The 19,909-nt window shown below is 38.7% G+C and carries 19 protein-coding genes; 7 read left to right on the top strand and 12 right to left on the bottom strand.

What is annotated here, in order from left to right:
* Positions 1 to 222: 222 nt before the first annotated feature.
* From clpB to rluD, 3 genes are all read right to left on the bottom strand, one after another.
* A complete protein-coding gene (clpB, locus tag AC2INI_RS02840) occupies positions 223 to 2,808 on the bottom strand; it encodes an ATP-dependent chaperone ClpB (protein ID WP_486305303.1) in 2,586 nt (861 codons plus the stop codon).
* Positions 2,809 to 2,903: 95 nt separating this feature from the next.
* Complete coding sequence (gene pgeF, locus AC2INI_RS02835) at positions 2,904 to 3,635, bottom strand: peptidoglycan editing factor PgeF (protein WP_486305302.1); 732 nt, start codon at positions 3,633 to 3,635, stop codon at positions 2,904 to 2,906.
* Positions 3,636 to 3,637: 2 nt separating this feature from the next.
* Positions 3,638 to 4,612, bottom strand: a complete 975-nt coding sequence (gene rluD / locus AC2INI_RS02830; RefSeq protein ID WP_122036744.1) for a 23S rRNA pseudouridine(1911/1915/1917) synthase RluD — start codon at positions 4,610 to 4,612, stop codon at positions 3,638 to 3,640.
* Between the two features lie 161 nt (positions 4,613 to 4,773).
* Between rluD and bamD the strand changes: the two genes are divergently transcribed.
* The 4 genes from bamD to yjjX all read left to right on the top strand — a co-directional run bounded on the left by bamD (position 4,774) and on the right by yjjX (position 8,048).
* Entirely contained in the window at positions 4,774 to 5,499 is a 726-nt protein-coding gene (bamD, locus tag AC2INI_RS02825; protein ID WP_122036743.1) for an outer membrane protein assembly factor BamD, read from the top strand.
* Positions 5,500 to 5,862: 363 nt separating this feature from the next.
* Entirely contained in the window at positions 5,863 to 6,225 is a 363-nt protein-coding gene (gene hpf, locus AC2INI_RS02820; protein WP_122036742.1) for a ribosome hibernation-promoting factor, HPF/YfiA family, read from the top strand.
* 120 nt (positions 6,226 to 6,345) lie between these two features.
* Entirely contained in the window at positions 6,346 to 7,524 is a 1,179-nt protein-coding gene (gene pheA, locus AC2INI_RS02815; RefSeq protein WP_122036741.1) for a prephenate dehydratase, read from the top strand.
* A gap of 11 nt (positions 7,525 to 7,535) precedes the next feature.
* Complete coding sequence (gene yjjX, locus AC2INI_RS02810; protein WP_122036740.1) at positions 7,536 to 8,048, top strand: inosine/xanthosine triphosphatase; 513 nt, start codon at positions 7,536 to 7,538, stop codon at positions 8,046 to 8,048.
* Here the strand turns inward: yjjX and trpR are convergent.
* The gene (trpR, locus tag AC2INI_RS02805) at positions 8,017 to 8,343 is read right to left on the bottom strand and encodes a trp operon repressor (protein WP_122036739.1); all 327 of its coding nucleotides are present in this window, start codon (positions 8,341 to 8,343) and stop codon (positions 8,017 to 8,019) included. The two genes, yjjX and trpR, sit on opposite strands and share 32 nt — an antisense overlap.
* A gap of 68 nt (positions 8,344 to 8,411) precedes the next feature.
* Positions 8,412 to 10,346, bottom strand: a complete 1,935-nt coding sequence (gene sltY, locus AC2INI_RS02800) for a murein transglycosylase (RefSeq protein ID WP_486311221.1) — start codon at positions 10,344 to 10,346, stop codon at positions 8,412 to 8,414.
* Between the two features lie 187 nt (positions 10,347 to 10,533).
* Here sltY and ettA point away from each other — a divergent pair, with 187 nt between their 5' ends.
* The 3 genes from ettA to AC2INI_RS02785 all read left to right on the top strand — a co-directional run bounded on the left by ettA (position 10,534) and on the right by AC2INI_RS02785 (position 13,714).
* Complete coding sequence (gene ettA / locus AC2INI_RS02795) at positions 10,534 to 12,201, top strand: energy-dependent translational throttle protein EttA (protein ID WP_122036738.1); 1,668 nt, start codon at positions 10,534 to 10,536, stop codon at positions 12,199 to 12,201.
* A 117-nt stretch (positions 12,202 to 12,318) separates the two neighbouring features.
* A complete protein-coding gene (locus AC2INI_RS02790) occupies positions 12,319 to 12,681 on the top strand; it encodes a PilZ domain-containing protein (RefSeq protein WP_122036737.1) in 363 nt (120 codons plus the stop codon).
* Between the two features lie 19 nt (positions 12,682 to 12,700).
* Positions 12,701 to 13,714, top strand: coding sequence for a M23 family metallopeptidase (locus AC2INI_RS02785; RefSeq protein WP_486305300.1), 1,014 nt, complete (start codon positions 12,701 to 12,703; stop codon positions 13,712 to 13,714).
* A 78-nt stretch (positions 13,715 to 13,792) separates the two neighbouring features.
* Here the strand turns inward: AC2INI_RS02785 and tyrA are convergent, their stop codons facing one another.
* The 7 genes from tyrA to ffh form a co-directional block, all read right to left on the bottom strand.
* Positions 13,793 to 14,926 (bottom strand): bifunctional chorismate mutase/prephenate dehydrogenase, encoded by a 1,134-nt coding sequence (gene tyrA / locus AC2INI_RS02780; protein WP_486305299.1) that lies wholly within the window; start codon positions 14,924 to 14,926, stop codon positions 13,793 to 13,795.
* A gap of 6 nt (positions 14,927 to 14,932) precedes the next feature.
* On the bottom strand, positions 14,933 to 16,006 hold the full coding sequence (locus AC2INI_RS02775; RefSeq protein ID WP_486305298.1) for a 3-deoxy-7-phosphoheptulonate synthase: 1,074 nt from the start codon (positions 16,004 to 16,006) through the stop codon (positions 14,933 to 14,935).
* Positions 16,007 to 16,219: 213 nt separating this feature from the next.
* On the bottom strand, positions 16,220 to 16,573 hold the full coding sequence (gene rplS / locus AC2INI_RS02770; protein WP_274445246.1) for a 50S ribosomal protein L19: 354 nt from the start codon (positions 16,571 to 16,573) through the stop codon (positions 16,220 to 16,222).
* Positions 16,574 to 16,614: 41 nt separating this feature from the next.
* Positions 16,615 to 17,364, bottom strand: coding sequence for a tRNA (guanosine(37)-N1)-methyltransferase TrmD (trmD, locus tag AC2INI_RS02765; protein WP_122036732.1), 750 nt, complete (start codon positions 17,362 to 17,364; stop codon positions 16,615 to 16,617).
* Between the two features lie 22 nt (positions 17,365 to 17,386).
* The gene (rimM, locus tag AC2INI_RS02760; RefSeq protein WP_045101316.1) at positions 17,387 to 17,914 is read right to left on the bottom strand and encodes a ribosome maturation factor RimM; all 528 of its coding nucleotides are present in this window, start codon (positions 17,912 to 17,914) and stop codon (positions 17,387 to 17,389) included.
* Positions 17,915 to 17,940: 26 nt separating this feature from the next.
* Entirely contained in the window at positions 17,941 to 18,189 is a 249-nt protein-coding gene (rpsP, locus tag AC2INI_RS02755) for a 30S ribosomal protein S16 (RefSeq protein WP_026025303.1), read from the bottom strand.
* A 260-nt stretch (positions 18,190 to 18,449) separates the two neighbouring features.
* Positions 18,450 to 19,826, bottom strand: coding sequence for a signal recognition particle protein (gene ffh, locus AC2INI_RS02750; RefSeq protein ID WP_122036731.1), 1,377 nt, complete (start codon positions 19,824 to 19,826; stop codon positions 18,450 to 18,452).
* Between the last annotated feature and the right edge of the window lie 83 nt (positions 19,827 to 19,909).

Genomic DNA, 19,909 nt, shown 5'->3' with positions numbered 1-19,909 from the left:
AGCGGACGGTTATAATACTCACTTAATATTAAGTGTCAAGCACTTAACTTAATAAATAATTAAAACAACCTCACTAAACATTGAACTTCGATTTGACTCATCTGTTCCGTGTCAGTGAGGCGGCATTATAGAGAGTCTTTAGTTTCATGCAACTGTTTTTTAGTAAAATAACCAAAAAACAGTTTAAGTGATTAAAATTAACTCAACTCGCTTGTTTACCCATCAAAAGTCGTCGTTTTGAGTGGTAATTAGCTGATTATCTTTCACCTTTAGCTTAATCACTTCACCTGTTCTTAATTTGCCACTTAAAATATCTTGGGCTAACGGATTCTCTATATAAGTCTGAATCGCGCGTTTTAATGGTCTTGCGCCATAAACAGGATCAAACCCTGCTTCTGCGATTAAATCTAGAGCTTCAGTTGATATCTCTAATTGATAGTCTTTTTCATTTAATCGTTTTTCCAAACGTTGCAGCTGAATAGATGCAATGTTCTTAATATGCTCTTGGCCTAACGGGTGGAAAACAACGGTTTCATCGACTCGGTTTAAAAACTCTGGTCTAAAGTTCTGACCCACCACTTCCATCACCAGATCTTTTATACCGTTATAATCTAATTCACCAAAATGTTGCTGAATTTTTTCTGAGCCTAAATTCGACGTCATAATGATAACGGTATTTTTAAAATCTACCGTTCTTCCCTGACCATCGGTAAGCCTGCCGTCATCTAATACCTGAAGAAGAATATTAAATACATCTGGATGTGCTTTTTCAACTTCATCAAGCAATAGAACAGAATAAGGCTTACGTCTAACTGCTTCAGTTAAGTAACCGCCCTCTTCATAACCAACGTAACCAGGAGGCGCACCGACTAACCTAGCAACTGAATGTTTCTCCATAAACTCAGACATATCAATTCGAACCATCGCATCTTCACTGTCAAACATAAAGTTTGCTAAAGATTTACATAATTCCGTTTTACCAACACCTGTTGGCCCCAAGAATAAAAAAGAACCAATTGGGCGATTAGGATCAGACAGCCCTGCTCTACTACGTCGAATGGCATTCGATACTGCTTCAACCGCTTCTGCTTGTCCTATCACTCGTTTATGTAATTCATTTTCCATCTTCAACAGTTTATCTCTTTCTCCCTCAAGCATTTTATTCACAGGAATACCTGTTTGACGAGAAAGAACTTCAGCGATTTCACTGTCGGTAACTTTATTCTTTAATAAACTCATTTCTTGCATTTCAGCTTGTGCAGCAAGATCTAATTGTTTTTCTAATTCTGGAATTCGGCCATATTGCAGTTCTGACATACGGTTTAAATCACCAGCACGTCGCGCAATATCCATATTACTTCGAGCCGTTTCTAACTCTGTTTTTATATGCTGTGTCCCTGACAATGCCGCTTTTTCAGCTTTCCAGACTTCTTCTAGCTCAGCGTAATCACGCTCTTTTTCTCTTAATTCAAGATTTAAAGAGTCTAAGCGTTTTAAACTTGCATCATCGCTTTCTTTAACTAAAGCTTGCTGCTCTATTTTTAATTGGATAATTTTACGATCCAATTTATCCAGTGATTCTGGCTTTGAGTCGATTTCCATTCTGATACTTGATGCTGCTTCATCAATTAAATCAATGGCTTTATCAGGCAGCTGTCTATCAGAAATATAACGATGAGAGAGTGTCGCTGCAGCCACTATCGCAGGATCGGTTATTTCAACATGATGATGGATCTCATAACGCTCTTTCAAGCCACGCAAAATAGCAATCGTATCTTCTACGGTTGGTTCATCAACCAATACCTTTTGGAATCGTCTCTCTAACGCGGGATCTTTCTCTATGTATTTTCTGTATTCATCCAACGTTGTCGCACCGACGCAATGCAATTCGCCACGAGCAAGCGCAGGCTTAAGCATATTTCCTGCATCCATCGAGCCTTCACCTTTACCGGCACCAACCATCGTATGAACTTCATCAATGAAAAGGATGACGCTGCCTTCTTCTTTAGATAGTTCATTTAAGACCGCTTTCAATCGCTCTTCAAACTCACCTCGAAATTTAGCACCAGCAACTAACGCACCAATATCTAGAGACAATACGCGTTTATTTTTCAAGCCTTCAGGTACTTCCCCATTAATTATACGCTGGGCTAAACCTTCAACTATTGCCGTTTTACCCACACCAGGTTGGCCAATAATCACGGGATTATTTTTAGTACGTCTTTGAAGCACTTGAATAGTACGGCGAATTTCATCATCACGACCAATAACAGGATCTAATTTCCCCTGTTCAGCTTTCTCAGTAAGATCTACCGTGAATTTTTCTAGTGCTTGGCGTTTTTCTTCTGCATTTTGATCATTAACTTTTTCGCCACCACGGATCTCATCGATAGATTTCGCGATTTTTTGTTCCGTTAAGCCTAACTCTCTCAATAAGTTGCCTAATGGCCCTTTATCTTCGATAGCAGCAAGAAGAAATATTTCAGAAGAGATATAAGCATCTTTTCGTTTTTGTGCAATTTTGTCACACAAATTAAAAATAACGCCCATATTCGATGAGAGTTGAACATCACCACCAATACCGGTGACTTTCGGTGCTTTATCTAAAATTTCAGAAAGCTTTGAACGAAGTTGGGCTACATCAATATTGAGAAGTGTTAATAATGGCCTAATTGTACTGCCATCTTGATTTAACAGCGCAACCATAAGATGAGTTGGCTCGATATATTGATGATCTTGACCTAATGCTAATGATTGAGCATCTGAAATAGCGATTTGAAATTTACTGGTAAACCGGTCTAAACGCATAACCCTCTCCTACAGAAGAAAAGTAACTAACTATTACATCTTAGATGGGGTTTATTGTTTTAGAAATCAACTGAGGTGAACTGAATTAAAGCGGATTATTCAAACCAAATAAGGGTAGCTTGACGCCCTGTATCTCCCTCTTTTCGATAAGAAAAAAATTGTTCTGTATTTGAGTAAGTGCAAAGGTTCGAGTAATGAATCTCTTTAACCCCAGCATTGTATAAACGCTGCGTAGCTAGTAATGCTAAATTCGCTAGCCATTTCCCTGAATTTTGGCTCGGTTTAAATGCCTTTGACGCTTCAGGATCTTTTTCACAAAATAAAGCTTTTACTTCCTCACCAACTTCAAACGCATCAGGGCCAATCGCTGGACCACACCATGCAATAAGCTCATTTGAAGTAAAATGTTGAATCGTACTTTCAAGCACACCATCAAGAAGACCACGCCAACCGGCATGAGCAGCTGCGACTTCAGTCCCTTCTTTATTACAAATCACAACAGGTAAACAATCAGCAGTCATAACACAACAGACTTGATTCGCTTGATTTGTATAAGCGGCATCGGCAGACGGAATACTTTCTGAATCAGTATAAGGAAGAGTGAGAACTATGGTTGAATGTATTTGATTTAACCACGTTGGTGCAGTAGGTAACTGCGCCAACGTACTCAGTTTTTCACGATTGAGCACAACATCATTGTGATTGTCACCAACATGATCACCTAAATTTAAACTCGAAAATGGGGATTTAGAAACACCATCTAATCGAGTCGTACTAACTACGTTAATATTTTTAGGAGCAGACCACTCTGGTAACAATAGTGACATTTTTAATACTCGTCCTCATGCAATAGACGTTCATCGTCACGTAAAGCTTGAGATAGAGCAACCATGTCATCAGGGATTGGGGCATGGAATTCCATGACTTCACCTGTAATTGGATGATCAAAACGTAACATCGCAGCATGAAGAGCCTGACGATCAAAACCACGGATCATATCAATCAATTCTTGTGACGCACCTTTAGGGATACGAGCACGACCACCGTAAGCAGTATCACCTACTAATGGATGTTGAAGGAATGACATATGAACACGGATTTGGTGAGTACGACCAGTTTCAAGGCGTAAACGTAGGCGCGTATGAATGCGGAAATGCTCAGCAACACGATAGTGTGTTACGGCATCTTTACCTAATTCATGTACAGCCATTAGTGTACGTTTTTGAGGGTGACGTCCAATTGGTTTTTCAATCATGCCGCCAGCCGTCATACGACCTAATACTACCGCTTCATATTCACGAGTGATCTTACGCTTTTGAAGCGCACGAACTAAACGTGTTTGAGCTGGTACTGTTTTCGCTACTACCATTAAACCTGTAGTGTCTTTATCTAGACGGTGCACGATACCTGCACGAGGCACTTCTGCAATACTTGGGTAATGGAATAATAATGCATTTAGTACCGTTTTATCCGGTGTACCAGCACCAGGATGTACTACGAAGTCACGAGGCTTATTAATTACCAATAAATCGTCATCTTCATAAACAATATCAAGAGGAATATCTTGAGCTAACCAACGCTGCTCATCTTCCAATTCAGCTTTAACTGAAATTACTTCACCGCCCATCATTTTCAGACGTGCTTTAGTAATAACTTCACCATTAACAGAAATCTGACCCGCTAACACCCACTCTTTGATGCGTGAACGAGAGAAATCTGAAAACAACTCGGCTGCAGCTTGATCTAAACGCTGACCTAGTTGACTTTCTTTTACTGTACTTGTTAACTCTATTTGTTGTGCCATATCGAACTTTTTTTAAATTAGTGGTACTAATACCAAACAAATACATCATATTTGGTATCATCAACACTGTAAGTGAAATAAACTATCGACCATTGTATCTGTTAACGACGCATTTCGTAATGGATAACTTCAGTTTTTTTAGTCAAGGATCATTTTCAAGCATGAAACGCTTAACCCTTTCTTCATTATTAGCCGTATCTTTGCTGGTTGGTTGCTCAAGCAGTGATGATGTTATCCCTGATATCCCACCATCAGAATTATATTCTCAGGCTCAAGTATCTTTACAGGCTGGTAATTGGACAAGTGCAATTGAACGCCTTGAAGCACTCGATTCTCGTTACCCTTTTGGTGCTTACTCAGAGCAGGTTCAACTTGATCTAATTTACGTATATTACAAAAATGACGATCTTGCATTGGGCTTAGCGACCATTGAACGTTTTAATCGCTTAAACCCAACGCACCCAAAAGCAGATTGGGTTTTATATATGCGTGGCCTAACACATATGGCTCAAGACCGTAGCTTTATGCACGATCTATTTAGAGTCGATCGCTCAGATCGAGATCCTGAACCTGCACGTTCAGCATTTAAAGACTTTAAACGCTTACTAGATCGTTACCCAGATAGTTTATATGCCGAAGATGCTCAAACTCGCATGTTTGCTTTAAAAAATCGCTTAGCTGATTATGAATTAGCAACGGCTGATTTTTATCTGCGCCGTGAAGCGTGGATTTCAGCGATCAATCGTAGCCAAGAATTACAACGAACGTATCCAGATACTGAAGCCGCAAGAAAATCACTAACGATTATGTTAGCTGCATATAAAGAATTGAAATTAGAAGATGCTATCGCTCGAACAGAAGAACTTATTGCATTGAATCCAGAATAAATTTTCAGTCAAAACAATAAAAGCCGTGCCTTATCATTAAGGCACGGCTTTTTTATATCTGATATTTATATAAAGGCTGTTCAAACTCACAAAATATGGAAGATTAAAAAATAACCATTAAAAAACAGTAGGTTGAACTCAGTCCCTAAAAACGAATGTTTTCAGTAATCAACCCTTCCAATCTACCTATTTTAGACAATTCATCAAGTTTTTTTTCAAAAAAAATTCTCAGGCTTTGTTTGAGATCACATCAACATATCTAATTACGGACACTATTAAAAATAGTGATCTAGATCACTTTATTTTACTGCTGGATCCGTAATCTGAATACATGCCAAACGGGGCAAGAGAGAGGAAAATCATATGAAAGTAGAAATCACTGGTAACAACATCGACATCACTCCAGGCATCCGTGAACGTATTGAAGGGAAATTTAAAAAACTAGAAGAAAAAAGAAATCTAGACATTATTGGCCGTCACGCTAGCGTTACGAAACGCGCAAATGGTAAACACAAGGTAGAAGCACAGGCGACTATCGCTGGTGGTAAAGTTGCAGCATCAGCAGAGCAAGAAGACCTATTTGGTGCAATTAGAGAGATGTACCAAAAACTAGAACGCCAACTAGATAAGCTACAACATAAAGGCGAAGCTCGTCGAGCAACACATGCTCAAGCACCTGTAGTCGAAGAGCCAGAAGTTGACCTAGAAGAGGAATACGAACAGTAATTAAATCGTCAACTCAAACGTTTTCTGAAACAGCGCTCATTTGAGCGCTGTTTTTTCTTGACGCAAACTTATCGATTCCTTATTGTGAATTAACTCTTAATTTACTAGGTTTGCATATTCATGACTGATACCCGCTATTCTCTGGATGAGATCCGTTTACGCCTTAATGAACTTGATAATGAACTATTAACGCTTTTTTCTGAACGTCGTAAACTCAGTCTTGAAGTTGCTAAAAGCAAAGTCCAAACCGCGAAACCAGTTCGAGATCCAAAACGTGAACAACAATTACTTGTAAAATTAATTGAAAATGGCAAAGCATTCGACCTTGATGCTTATTACATTACTCAGTTATTTCACACCATTATTGAAGATTCTGTTTTATTACAACAAGAATACTTTCAAAACCTCGCTAACCCTGAATTAAGTCGAAAACCCATCGCAAGAGTGGCTTATCTTGGCTCAAAAGGCTCTTACTCAAACTTAGCAAGCCGTCGCTATTTCAGTAAGAAAAATATTGAGTTGGCTGAGCTAGGTTGTGAAAACTTTAGAGAAGTGATTAAAACGGTAGAGTCTGGCCACGCTGATTACGGTGTGTTACCAATTGAAAATACAAGTTCAGGCTCTATCAACCAAGTTTACGATTTACTACAGCACACAAGCTTATACATTGTGGGAGAACTAACTCAGCAGATTGATCACTGCTTACTAACCACCACAGAAACGTCTCTTGAATCAATTAAAACCTTATATTCTCATCCACAGCCACATGAACAATGCAGTGAGTTTTTGAACCGTTTAGATAATGTAGAGCTTATCTCTTGCGCAAGCACTGCTGATGCCATGATTACGGTAAAAGAACTAAACTCACCAGAAGTAGCAGCAATCGGAAACTCTGACAGTGGTAAACTGTATGGACTTCAATCCTTAATTACTAACATCTCAAACCAAACAGAGAATCAAACTCGCTTTATTGTTGTGGCAAGAAAGCCTGTTGATGTGTCAGAACAAATACCAGCAAAGACCACCCTAATAGTATCAACCTCTCAAGATGCAGGTTCATTAGTAGAATCGTTATTAGTATTACGTAAATACGGTATTAATATGACGAAATTAGAATCTCGCCCTATTATGGGAAACCCTTGGGAAGAGATGTTCTATATTGATTTACAAGCACATTTAAAATCAGAAGCGATGAGTGCAGCTATTGAAGAACTAACTTCGATTACTCAATATCTTAAGGTTCTTGGTTGCTACCCTATTGAAAATGTGACGCCGACAACGATACCTTTAACTCAATAACAGGCTATTGTATGAATGTTATTATTGCTTCATTAAACCCTGCAAAAATTAACGCGGTGAAGACTGCGTTTAATCAAGCGTTTCCAAATACAATGTTTAACTTTACTGGAATATCTGTCGACAGTGGTGTGCCAGATCAACCAATGAGCTGTATCGAAACAAAACAAGGGGCGATCAACAGAGTAAATAACGCCAAAGCACAATCTCCAGATGCCAGTTTCTATGTTGGATTAGAAGCAGGGATCGAAAAGAATTCAACTTTTGCTTGGATGATTATTGATAATGGAGAAAAAGTGGGGGAATCACGATCATCAAGTTTACCCCTTCCTCCAGCGGTAATTACAGCAGTTAACCAAGGAAAAGAGCTTGGGGATGTGATGGATGAACAATTTAATACCGATAATATTAAACAAAAAGGTGGGGCTATTGGCTTATTAACCAATAACCTATTAACGAGAAGCTCTGTTTATCAACAAGCGTTAATTCTTGCTCTTATTCCTTTTCTTCATCCTGAACGCTTTTAGCACTCTTTTGAAGTAACTCCATAAGCCATGCCTTTTCATCATGAGTATGGCTTTTTAATTCATTTGAGCCTCGAGTGATGGTTGCAATGCCCACCCCTAATAATTGACTAATCTGTCTTTGACTTAAATCCCCTTGTAATAATTCATGACAAATATTAACTCGTGCAATCAATGCTTCACGCTCATCAGGCGTCATCAACATGGTTAATAAAGATTGATGCTTATCTTGCTCTGCGGCATTCGCTATTAATGCCATCACTTGTGACCAATCTGAATATTTTGCTGATCCTGACATAAATTCCTCATTACACTAATAAAAAAGGGGACACTTAAGTCCCCTACTTTATGATCATTCAGAAATAATTAATACTCTAAATTCTGCTCTTTCTTCGATAAGAAACTTCCTTTTTCCCCTAATAGACTGCGGTAGTAAGTTTCAAACATCAAAATGTTTTGTACGTAACCTCGCGTTTCTTTAAATGGGATTGCTTCTATAAAGGCATAAGCATCTAACTTTTCATTTGAAACCGCTCTCCATCGCTTAACTCGATGAGGGCCTGCATTGTAACCCGCTAACGCAAAAATACGGTTTCCATCATAATCATCCATCAATCCTTTAAGATAGTTTGAACCAATATGAATATTTACATCTACATCATTTAGGCTACTTACCCCTTCATATCTGTCGTAATCAATTTTCTTAGCCGTATATTTTGCCGTTGCTGGCATAATTTGCATTAAACCACGAGCACCAACAGGAGATTGAGCTTCTGCATATAAGCCGCTCTCTTGTCTAGAAAGAGACATTAAGGTTATTTTATCTAACCCTAGTTCTTTACTGTAATGGCCAAACCACCACTGATGAGCAATAGGGAAACGTAGACTTAAATAGCCCCACATTCTTCCTTCAATCGTTGCTAATACAGTAAAGTGATGCCAACGATGTTGAGCGGCATAACTAGCAAGCTCTTTCACTTCTTTTTTAGAGGCTCGGTTAAGTAAGTATTCCCACTCACTTTTCGCTGTCGGGATCTCATCGATTGCAATCAACTCTTTAATACGAGCAAGTTCAACCTTATATTTCACCTTTACCGGTTTAATATTTTTAGGTGCGATATCCATTGGGTATTGAATGGGTTCACCTAAGATACTTGCTGCTGCCACACTATAAAAATTACGTTGGCCAAGCAATTTTTGTAATCTAGCGTCTGCTTTATCCTGCTCACCATTTTCACTTTCAATTCGAGCCTTCCAAAACTGCCAACGTAATGAGGCTTTACTTTCAGGGCTTAAATAACCAATCCACTTATCTACATCATTCCAATCAGCAGCACGGATAGCAACACGAATTCGACGCTCAACAAATGAGTCTTCTGGATTTAGTTCAAGTTCACCATCTCTCCAAGTCGCTAAGCTTTCAGAGTTAGTAGACATAATAGTACTGACAATTCTTTTCTTAATCGCAATCTGTTCAATTGAACTAAATTTCTGTTTTTTTACTAATTGAGGCAACATCTCAATCGCTTTTTCAGGATTTTTTCTTGCTTCTCGCTCAATAGAAATCAGCGTCAACTGTTTAGTGAAATCTGTGGCTTTATTTGTCTTTGAGAACTCAGCTAATAAATCAGGATCATTAAATAATTCAACAATATCTTTTGCCTGTTTTTTCGCTTTTTCAGAAGAAAGCATTTTTTCTAAATAAGAAAATAGACTGTTATTACGAGCCTTATAAACCAATAGCATTCGATCTATAATTAAGTCATCGGTCAATTTACCCGCATCAGACCATGCTTTAAATAAATCATCACACTCATAAGTAACAGAGCTTCCAGTTAGCCATAACTTTTCAGCACCTTTCCAAGCTAGGTTTTTATCACCAAGTTCATTTTTTGCTTGATAGTAATAGCACTGTAGGTTTTTACTGCTCGGCTCCTTTGGAAAATAGTCAATAAAATCAGCCCAGCGTTCATTCAGCCCCAAAATAACCAAGTATTGATAATCAAGAGAGTTACCAATAGATAACGTGCGATTATCATGACGGAACAAACGAATATCATCCGGAGTTTTAGAGCTTAAATCCATTCGTAATTCACGATAATCTAAGTAAGGAGCTAATGGATACTCATCTAACTTCTCTCTTACTTTTTTGTATTGCTCTAAATCCTTACCTTTTAGCAACTCCTTTGCTTCTTGATATTGAGCTCGTGATTCATCTATCGATAATGCTTCTGCTGTATGTACACTCATTCCAACGCACAACGCCACCATCATCCCTAATTTATGTCGTGTATATTTCATTGATTTTTTAAACACCTAGCTTTCCAACCTTTTTGTAGCTGCGCACTGATATAAGACAGAGTTAAACTACCATCTGATTCTTCTTTGAGTTTACTTATATTACCCTAGTAACTACAAGAATGAGTGTTAAACTATGTATCATAAATAGTAAAATGATATTTCCGTTAACCTACTCTAATAAGTGATTATGGCTGAATACGTATATACAATGTCACGAGTGAGCAAAATTGTTCCTCCTAAAAGACAAATCCTGAAAGACATTTCTCTTAGCTTCTTCCCTGGTGCAAAAATCGGTGTTCTTGGCCTAAATGGCTCAGGTAAATCAACACTACTTCGCATTATGGCGGGTCTAGATACTGATATTGATGGTGAAGCTCGTCCACAAAGTGGATTGAACATTGGCTATCTACCACAAGAACCTGTTCTCGATGAATCAAAAACAGTTCGTGAAATCGTTGAAGAAGCGGTTTCTGACGTAGCTGGAGCACTATCTCGATTAGATGCTGTTTATGCTGCTTATGCTGAAGAAGATGCTGATTTTGATGCTCTTGCTAAAGAGCAAGGTGAACTTGAAGCGATTATCCAAGCAAAAGATGGTCACAACCTAGAGAACGCTTTAGAACGTGCTGCTGATGCACTACGTCTTCCAGAGTGGGATGCAAAAATTGAATTCCTATCTGGTGGTGAACGTCGTCGTGTTGCTATCTGTCGCCTTCTTCTTGAAAAACCAGATATGTTACTTCTTGATGAACCAACCAACCACCTTGATGCAGAATCAGTCGCGTGGCTTGAGCACTTCTTAGTAGATTATTCAGGGACTGTTGTGGCAATTACCCATGACCGTTATTTCCTAGATAATGCTGCTGGTTGGATCTTAGAGCTTGACCGTGGTGAAGGTATTCCATGGGAAGGTAACTATACGTCTTGGCTAGAGCAAAAAGATGACCGTCTAAAACAAGAATCTTCGAAAGAAAATGCTCGTCAAAAAACGATAGAAAAAGAGCTTGAGTGGGTTCGTCAAAATCCTAAAGGTCGTCAAGCGAAATCAAAAGCTCGTATGGCTCGATTTGAAGAACTGCAAAACACCGATCACCAAAAACGTAATGAAACAAACGAATTGTTCATTCCGCCAGGCGAGCGTTTAGGTGATAAAGTTCTTGAAGTAACTAACTTAACGAAATCATTTGGCGATCGTGTACTGATTGACGACTTATCATTCAGTATGCCAAAAGGCGCTATCGTTGGTATTATCGGTGCCAATGGTGCTGGTAAATCAACGCTATTCAAAATGTTAAGTGGCGCAGAAGAAGCGGATTCAGGCTCAATTGTTTTGGGTGAGACAGTTAAACTTGCTTCTGTTGATCAATTCCGTGACAGTATGGACAATACAAAAACGGTTTACCAAGAGATCTCTGAAGGCGCTGAGATCATCAAGATCAATAATTACGAAATTCCAGCTCGTGCGTACTGTTCTCGCTTTAACTTCCGTGGAAATGACCAACAGAAAATCATTGGTGATCTCTCTGGTGGTGAACGTAACCGTGTTCATTTAGCTAAATTATTGAAAACAGGCGGCAACGTACTGTTACTCGATGAGCCAACCAATGACTTGGATGTTGAAACATTACGAGCACTAGAAGAAGCTCTTCTAGAATTCCCTGGTTGTGCCATGGTTATCTCGCATGACCGTTGGTTCTTGGACCGTATCGCTACTCACATTCTTGATTACCGCGATGAAGGTAAAGTGAACTTCTTTGAAGGTAACTATACGGAGTACAGTGATTGGATTAAGAAAACATTAGGCGCTCAGGCTGCTGAACCACATCGTATTAAATACAAGCGTATGACTAAATAGTAATAACGATTATTTGATACTCATCATAAGGGCCGCATTAAAGCGGCCTTTTTATTAGACTTACAACAAACCAGATATCATACTTAGAGATTAAACTTATAATATAAGGAACATATTATGATTGAACGACGCAAATTCTCACGCGTAGTGTATCAAGCAAACATCACTCTTCAGCAAGATGATAAGCAATGGAAAGGCTCTTTGGTTGATTTATCTCTGCATGGATTACTTATCAATTTAGCAGATGACGAAGGGATTAAAGAAAACTCTGAATTTAACGTGCGATTTACGCTAAATGATAGTGATATTGATATCAGTGCTGAATGCAAACTGATAAATAGAACAGATAACACGCTAAGACTCTGTATAAGCCACATAGATATTGATAGTATTAGCCACCTTAAACGCCTAATTGAACTCAATGTCGGCAACAGTGATATGTTGTTACGCCAACTATCAGAGTTAACCACATTAACCTAAAGTAATAAGTTGCCATTCTATGCCAGATAAAATTCGTATTTCCGTTTCTCATAACAAAGGAACGCGCTTCTTCGCTCTTTCTCCAAAACGGAAAAACCTTGTTATTTTATCTCTTTTATTGGGACTTGGCTCATTTACACTAAGTGCTTTTGGTCTGCATTATTTTTATCAAAAGCAGCAAGCATCTGAATTGGCAATCGCTCAACTTCAAGTACAAAACGGGGAACTCAACAACCTCATTATTGAAAATAATGATAGTAACTACGAATTAACTCAACAGCTTGAAGCCAAAGAAAATGAATTTATCGTAATCAGCCAACGAATTGAAGATGTTGAATCAGTACTTGGATTACAAGATATCTCTGAAGAAGATACGCTATTATCTGAAAAGACATTAGAACAACGACTGGATGTCGCAGCCATTGATTCTGCAGTTAGAGCGACCATGTTTCGCTTAATACCCAACGATACCCCTATTGATTTTATTCGAAATTCATCCAGTTTTGGGAAAAGAACAAACCCTATTTCAGGCAAAAGACAACGTCATTTAGGGCAAGACCTTACCTGTAAGCGTGGTACAGAAATTTATGCACCAGCTGATGGCGTTATTGAACTCGCCCGACCAAGTAAGAAAGGTTATGGTAATTTACTTAAGGTTCAGCACTCTTTTGGGTTTATGACCATGTACGCTCATTTACAAAAATTTAAAGTGCGTTCAGGGCAATTTGTAAAAAAAGGGGACCTAATCGCGACCTGTGGTAATACCGGTAATTCAACAGGACCACACCTTCATTATGAAGTACGCTTCTTAGGTCGAGTATTAAACCCTCAATCTTTTATCGACTGGACCCCAGAGAGCTTTGAGAGCTTATTTGAAAAAGAACGAAGTGTTAAATGGACTCCGCTAGTTGAAATCATGAATAACATGGTAAAACTGCAATTAAAGTTAACTCAAAAACCAACCGTTGAGCAAATAGAAGCAATTAATACCGTAAAAGCTGAACAACAATCAATGACGAAGTTAACTCAATAATGCTATAAATTAACTAAAACAAAAAAGGTGAGCAAATGCTCACCTTTTTTGTTAATCGTAAATTAATGCATGGTATAACTAGCTTCGCTCTCTATGAATTGAATCATTCGCTTGTCTAAGTAAGCTCTTACTTTCAATTAAAAACTGCTCTGCATAATCACCAAACCAATGCTCAACTTCTTTAAAGTTATCAATAAAACCTTCGCGATTATGATTTTCTAATAATGCAATTGCATCACCAAATCGTTGATGGAAGCGCTTTATCATTTCAATATTTTCTTCTGATGAAAGAATAATATCAGCATATAGATTAGGATCTTGTGCAAACAATCGACCAACCATTAATAGCTCTAAACGATAGATTGGTGAACTTAGATTAAGTAACTGTTCAATATCTGGGTTTTCTTTCGCAAGATGTTGACCGTATGCAAAAGAGGTAAAATGACGTAAAGCTTGGATCAGAGTCATACCATGATCATGTTCTGATGCTGAAATATCACGAACAATAGCACCCCATATTTCAAACTGCTGTTTAAGCCAAGCGTAACTTTCTTTATTGCGCCCATCACACATAACAATTACTTGTTTCGCTAAACTAGGCACATCTGGACCAAACATAGGGTGCAAGCCAACGACAGGCCCTTTATGAATATCCATCATCGCTTGAAGTGGTTTTTTCTTTATCGAGGTTAAATCACATAGAATACAATCTTCAGCTAAGCCAGATAATTTATTAATGACATCAACAGTTAAATTAATTGGGACGGTAACGACAACCATTCCAGCCCCATCTAAGATGGTCTCTGCATTATTCCAATCCTGGCTGCCTAAAATACGAACTTCATAACCAGATAACTTAAACATTTTGGCAAATAAGCCACCAAGTTGACCATTACCACCAATAATAACAATAGGTCTTAATTCAGGTTTTAAACACTTAAATCCTGAATCATTTTCACTACTGTAAGATTCACGCATTGTGCGACGCAGGATATCTTCAATTAACGAGGGCGGCACCCCTTTTTTCTCAGCTTCTAATCGTCTTGATGCCAACATTGCAGCTTCTCGACTTGGATCGTAAATAGGTAATCCATGAGCACTTTTTACTTCACCTACTTGCTCAACTAAATGCAGTCGTTGAGCCAAAAGATCCAGCATTTGCTTATCCACTGTATCTATTTGATCGCGTAAGTGATTCAGTTCTACCGCCATCTCGTTTTATCCTTTTAAACGCTCTTCCAATACTGGAGTTAATTCTTTATGAGTATGGCGTAATAGTGCCTCAGTTGATTCCCAATTGATACACGCATCCGTGATAGACACCCCATATTTCATCTCTGATAATGGGATATCTGAAGGTTGGTTGCCTTCATTCAAATGGCTTTCAATCATTAAGCCAATAATCGATTTATTACCTTCACGAATTTGATGAATTACGTCTTCTGCGACCAATGGCTGACGTCGGTAATCTTTACGTGAATTAGCATGGCTGCAATCAACCATCAAGGCAGCATCCAGCTCTGATTTCGCTAACTCTTCTTCGCATTCAGTGACAGAGACTGAATCATAGTTTGTTTGCTTACCACCACGTAGAATCACATGGCCATTTGGATTACCTTGCGTTGTTAGTAATGCAACTTGACCTTCATTATTGATCCCCATAAAGCGGTGACTAGAAGCAGCAGCCTGCATCGCATTAATTGAAGTCGATAAACTACCATCAGTACCGTTTTTAAAACCAACAGGAACAGAAAGGCCACTCGCCATTTCACGGTGTGTTTGTGATTCTGTTGTACGAGCACCAATAGCCGCCCAGCTAAATGTATCACCAATATATTGTGGGCTAATTGGGTCTAGAGCTTCAGTCGCTAATGGTATCTCCATCTCTGCTAAATCAACTAAAAGCTGTCTTGCTGTATGCAGACCACCTTCTATATCAAAAGAGCCATCAAGATGAGGGTCATTAATCAAACCTTTCCAACCGACTGTTGTTCTTGGTTTTTCAAAGTAAACACGCATTACAATATACAATTGATCTTTAAGATCTTCAGAGATCACTTTCAATCGCTTAGCGTATTCTTTTGCTGCATCAATATCATGAATTGAGCATGGACCACATACTATTAATAAGCGGTGATCGGCTTTATGGATAATATTGGAAATAGTTTGGCGAGATTGCTGAATAAATTGGCGAGCATTATCGCTTAGTGGAATTTTATTTTTTAATTCTTGTGGCGTGATCAGCACTTGTTCATCGCTGATATTGATATTACTTAGTTCGCTTTTTTTCATTCCTACACCTGTAAACTTTTATTTCCATTAACAGTCTTTTTAGACAAGTAGAAATAATGTAACAGGTATAAGATAAAAATCAACTAACTGTAATAAAATAAATACGATAATTAACTTTGTAAACTTATATTTACAGTTTGATTTGCTTATAAAAAAAGGTGCGCTGATAACAGCACACCTTCATAGCACATTTGAGAAACATTCTCGTGTGCGTTACTTTTTAGTCAGCTTCTCTTTAATACGAGCTGATTTACCAGAACGCTCACGCAGGTAGTACAACTTGGCACGACGTACTGCACCGCGACGTTTAACTTCAATGCTGTTAACGATTGGAGAGTGAGTTTGGAACGTACGCTCAACACCTTCACCGTTAGAAATTTTACGTACAGTAAACGCTGAGTGTAGACCACGGTTACGAATAGCGATTACAACGCCTTCGAATGCCTGTAGACGCTCACGCTCACCTTCTTTAACTTTAACTTGAACTACAACAGTATCACCTGGTGAAAACTTAGGTAGATCTTGCTTTAGTTGCGCATCTTCAATTGCTTTAATGATGTTGCTCATTTTTTGTATATCCTAGAATAAACTGATACTAAATTTCTTAATTACTTACTTTGCTGATGTTCTTCACGAACAAATTCAGCTAGTAATAATTCCTGTTCGTCAGTCAGAGCTAGATTTCCCAGGAGCTCTGGTCTTCTTAACCAAGTACGGCCTAACGATTGTTTCATTCGCCAACGAGCGATATCTTTATGATTCCCAGATTTAAGCACACTAGGTACTTCCTTACCATCCAAAACCTCAGGTCTTGTATAGTGCGGACAATCTAACAAACCGTCTGCAAAAGAATCTTCTTCAGCGGACGCAAAATCTCCTAACACCCCCGGAACAAACCGAGAGACAGAATCAATTAGCGTCATAGCAGGGAGTTCCCCACCTGTAAGCACAAAATCACCAATTGACCATTCTTCGTCAACTTCGGATTGTATTATGCGCTCATCTACTCCTTCGTATCGGCCACAAATCAGAATTATATTCTCACTTGTTGCCAACTCCTCAACACCAGCTTGATTCAGCGTACGGCCTTGAGGTGAAAGGTAAATCACTTTCGTCTTGCCTGGTGCTGCTTCTCTGGCTGCAGTAATGGCGTCGCGCAAAGGCTGAACCATCATTAACATACCAGGACCACCACCATAAGGTCGGTCATCAACAGTGCGATGTTTATCTTGAGTGAAATCTCTAGGATTCCATGTCTCTATAGATAAAAGACCTTTTTTAATTGCTTGGCTAGTTACCCCAAAATCGGTAACCGAACGGAACATTTCAGGAAATAGGCTTATAACCCCAACCCACATGTGCCCTCGCTTTACCTAGGGTTTAGAACCCAGGATCCCAGTCAACTTCGATCCGTTGAGCCTCACGATCAATTAACTTGATCACTTGCTCATCAATAAAAGGAATCAAACGTTCCTTTTTACCAAAAGCATCTTTCAGGTTTGCTTTGACTACAAGAACATCGTTTGATCCGGTTTCAAAGATATCGTCAACAATACCTAGGCCGTAACCTTGGCTTGTAACGACTTCCATACCAAACAATTCACGCCAGTAGAATTCATCTTCTGACAGCTCAGGTAGTGCATCTGCTTTAACTGCAATTTCTAGGTTAGTATAAGTTTGAGCTTCTTCTCTAACTTCTAACCCTTCCAGTTTGCACACCAAACCTTTATGACGTTTCCAGCTTTCGACTGAAAACTCGACCCACTCGCCTTTTACTTTTACAAGTAATGGTTTGTAATCGAAAATGCTTTCAGGTTGATCAGTAAAAGAAACTACTTTCAACCATCCACGAATACCATAGGAAGCACCGAACTTACCTACAACAATTACTTCGTCTTGCTTACTCATAAAATCTTTACCTTTAACCAACTAAATTAAGCCGCTTTGTTAGCGTCTTTAACTAGCTTAGCTACACGATCAGAAAGACCAGCGCCTAAACCAACCCAATGGTTAACGCGATCAAGATCTAAACGAAGACCTTCTTCTTGACCTTGTGCTGTAGGGTTAAAGAAACCTACTTTCTCAATGTAACGACCAGTTGATTTAAAACGGCTGTCCGCTACTACGATTTGATAAAATGGACGCTTCTTAGCGCCGTGACGTGCCAAACGAATGGTAACCATATCGTCCTCTATTTGCTTCGTACAAAAATTAAATTGGCCCAAAAAAATAATCTTTTCTTGAGCCCTCGTGCCAAAATAAAGCCCCGGAATTTTACTCTTATGAGCTTTCAATGCAAGGGCTTTAGTTACTTTTTCACCAATTATTTCTGTAATTAGTGAAAAAATTGGGTAAAAAAGGTGCGCTAGGTTAAATTTATCAATAAATTAACTTGTCGCACCTTGTTATCTAATTAATAGATTTTAACAATTTCAAACGGTACTTAGCGACCAAAGCCACCCATACCTCCGCCCATTCCACCCATCATGCCTTGCATATTACGCATCATGCCTTTCATTCCACCCTTCTGCATTTTTTTCATCATTTTCTGCATTTGAGTAAATTGTTTAAGCATACGGTTTACATCTTGTACTTGAGTACCAGAACCAGCTGCAATACGTTTTTTGCGAGAACCTTTGATAAGTTCAGGGCGTTGACGTTCTTTCATCGTCATGGAATTAATAATAGCTTCCATTTGATTAAACATCTTGTCATCAACTTTATCTTTTACATTATCTGGTAGCTGAGACATTCCTGGAAGTTTATCCATCATGCCCATCATGCCACCCATGTTCTTCATTTGACCAAGCTGTTCACGGAAGTCTTCAAGATCAAAACCTTTTTTCTCTTTGAATTTTTTCGCTAACTTCTCAGCTTTTTCTTTATCTACATTCTTTTCAAGATCTTCAATCAAAGAAAGAACATCACCCATGCCTAAGATACGTGATGCAATACGCTCAGGGTGAAAAGGTTCTAGTGCATCAGTTTTTTCACCAACACCTAAGAATTTAACTGGCTTACCTGTAATGTGACGAACAGAAAGTGCAGCACCACCACGAGCATCACCATCAACTTTCGTTAAGATAACACCGGTTAATGGTAACGTATCACCAAATGCTTTTGCCGTATTCGCCGCATCTTGACCTGTCATTGCATCAACAACAAACAGGGTTTCAATTGGGTTTACATGTGCATGAAGTTGCTTAATTTCATCCATCATCTCAGCATCAACAGCTAAACGACCTGCTGTATCGACAATGACAACATCAAAGAATTTTAATTTTGCATGGCTGATTGCACCATCAACAATATCAATTGGTTTTTGATCTGCGGTTGATGGGAAGAAATCTACTTCAACTTCTCCAGCTAATGTTTCTAGCTGTTTGATTGCAGCTGGACGATAAACATCGGCAGATACAACTAATACACTCTTTTTATCTCTTTCTTTTAATAGCTTTGCTAGTTTAGCTGTACTGGTTGTTTTACCCGCACCTTGTAAACCTGCCATTAAAATAACCGCAGGAGGCTGACAAGCTAAATTAAGGGCTTCATTAGAATCCCCCATTACCGCTTCTAGTTCAGACTGAACGATCTTAATAAACTCTTGGCCTGGAGTTAGGCTTTTTGATACTTCAACCCCAACAGCGCCTTCTTTTACTCGCTTAACAAAATCACGAACCACAGGTAAAGCAACGTCTGCCTCTAATAGAGCCATACGAACTTCACGCAGTGTTTCTTTAATGTTTTCTTCTGTTAATCGACCTTTACCACTGATATTTTTCAGGGTCTTGGATAGTCTATCCGTTAAATTATCAAACATATTCTTGCGCCTACTTTGCGACCATTTCTCGATTATACCTAAATCTGAGACGTTATAATGAAAATTTTTTATCCTAACTGAAT

The organism is Aliivibrio friggae (assembly GCF_057368515.1).
This window is presented reverse-complemented; position numbering and strand designations above follow the sequence as displayed.

Coding starts and splice junctions, on each gene's coding strand:
- ffh (WP_122036731.1), bottom strand. CDS start 19,826: ATGTTTGATAATTTAACGGATAGACTATCCAAGACCCTGAAAAATATC.
- sltY (WP_486311221.1), bottom strand. CDS start 10,346: ATGAAATATACACGACATAAATTAGGGATGATGGTGGCGTTGTGCGTT.
- pheA (WP_122036741.1), top strand. CDS start 6,346: ATGACTGATACCCGCTATTCTCTGGATGAGATCCGTTTACGCCTTAAT.
- bamD (WP_122036743.1), top strand. CDS start 4,774: ATGAAACGCTTAACCCTTTCTTCATTATTAGCCGTATCTTTGCTGGTT.
- AC2INI_RS02775 (WP_486305298.1), bottom strand. CDS start 16,006: ATGAAAAAAAGCGAACTAAGTAATATCAATATCAGCGATGAACAAGTG.
- rimM (WP_045101316.1), bottom strand. CDS start 17,914: ATGAGTAAGCAAGACGAAGTAATTGTTGTAGGTAAGTTCGGTGCTTCC.
- trmD (WP_122036732.1), bottom strand. CDS start 17,364: ATGTGGGTTGGGGTTATAAGCCTATTTCCTGAAATGTTCCGTTCGGTT.
- pgeF (WP_486305302.1), bottom strand. CDS start 3,635: ATGTCACTATTGTTACCAGAGTGGTCTGCTCCTAAAAATATTAACGTA.
- AC2INI_RS02785 (WP_486305300.1), top strand. CDS start 12,701: ATGCCAGATAAAATTCGTATTTCCGTTTCTCATAACAAAGGAACGCGC.
- ettA (WP_122036738.1), top strand. CDS start 10,534: ATGGCTGAATACGTATATACAATGTCACGAGTGAGCAAAATTGTTCCT.
- AC2INI_RS02790 (WP_122036737.1), top strand. CDS start 12,319: ATGATTGAACGACGCAAATTCTCACGCGTAGTGTATCAAGCAAACATC.
- hpf (WP_122036742.1), top strand. CDS start 5,863: ATGAAAGTAGAAATCACTGGTAACAACATCGACATCACTCCAGGCATC.
- clpB (WP_486305303.1), bottom strand. CDS start 2,808: ATGCGTTTAGACCGGTTTACCAGTAAATTTCAAATCGCTATTTCAGAT.
- yjjX (WP_122036740.1), top strand. CDS start 7,536: ATGAATGTTATTATTGCTTCATTAAACCCTGCAAAAATTAACGCGGTG.
- tyrA (WP_486305299.1), bottom strand. CDS start 14,926: ATGGCGGTAGAACTGAATCACTTACGCGATCAAATAGATACAGTGGAT.
- rpsP (WP_026025303.1), bottom strand. CDS start 18,189: ATGGTTACCATTCGTTTGGCACGTCACGGCGCTAAGAAGCGTCCATTT.
- trpR (WP_122036739.1), bottom strand. CDS start 8,343: ATGTCAGGATCAGCAAAATATTCAGATTGGTCACAAGTGATGGCATTA.
- rluD (WP_122036744.1), bottom strand. CDS start 4,612: ATGGCACAACAAATAGAGTTAACAAGTACAGTAAAAGAAAGTCAACTA.
- rplS (WP_274445246.1), bottom strand. CDS start 16,573: ATGAGCAACATCATTAAAGCAATTGAAGATGCGCAACTAAAGCAAGAT.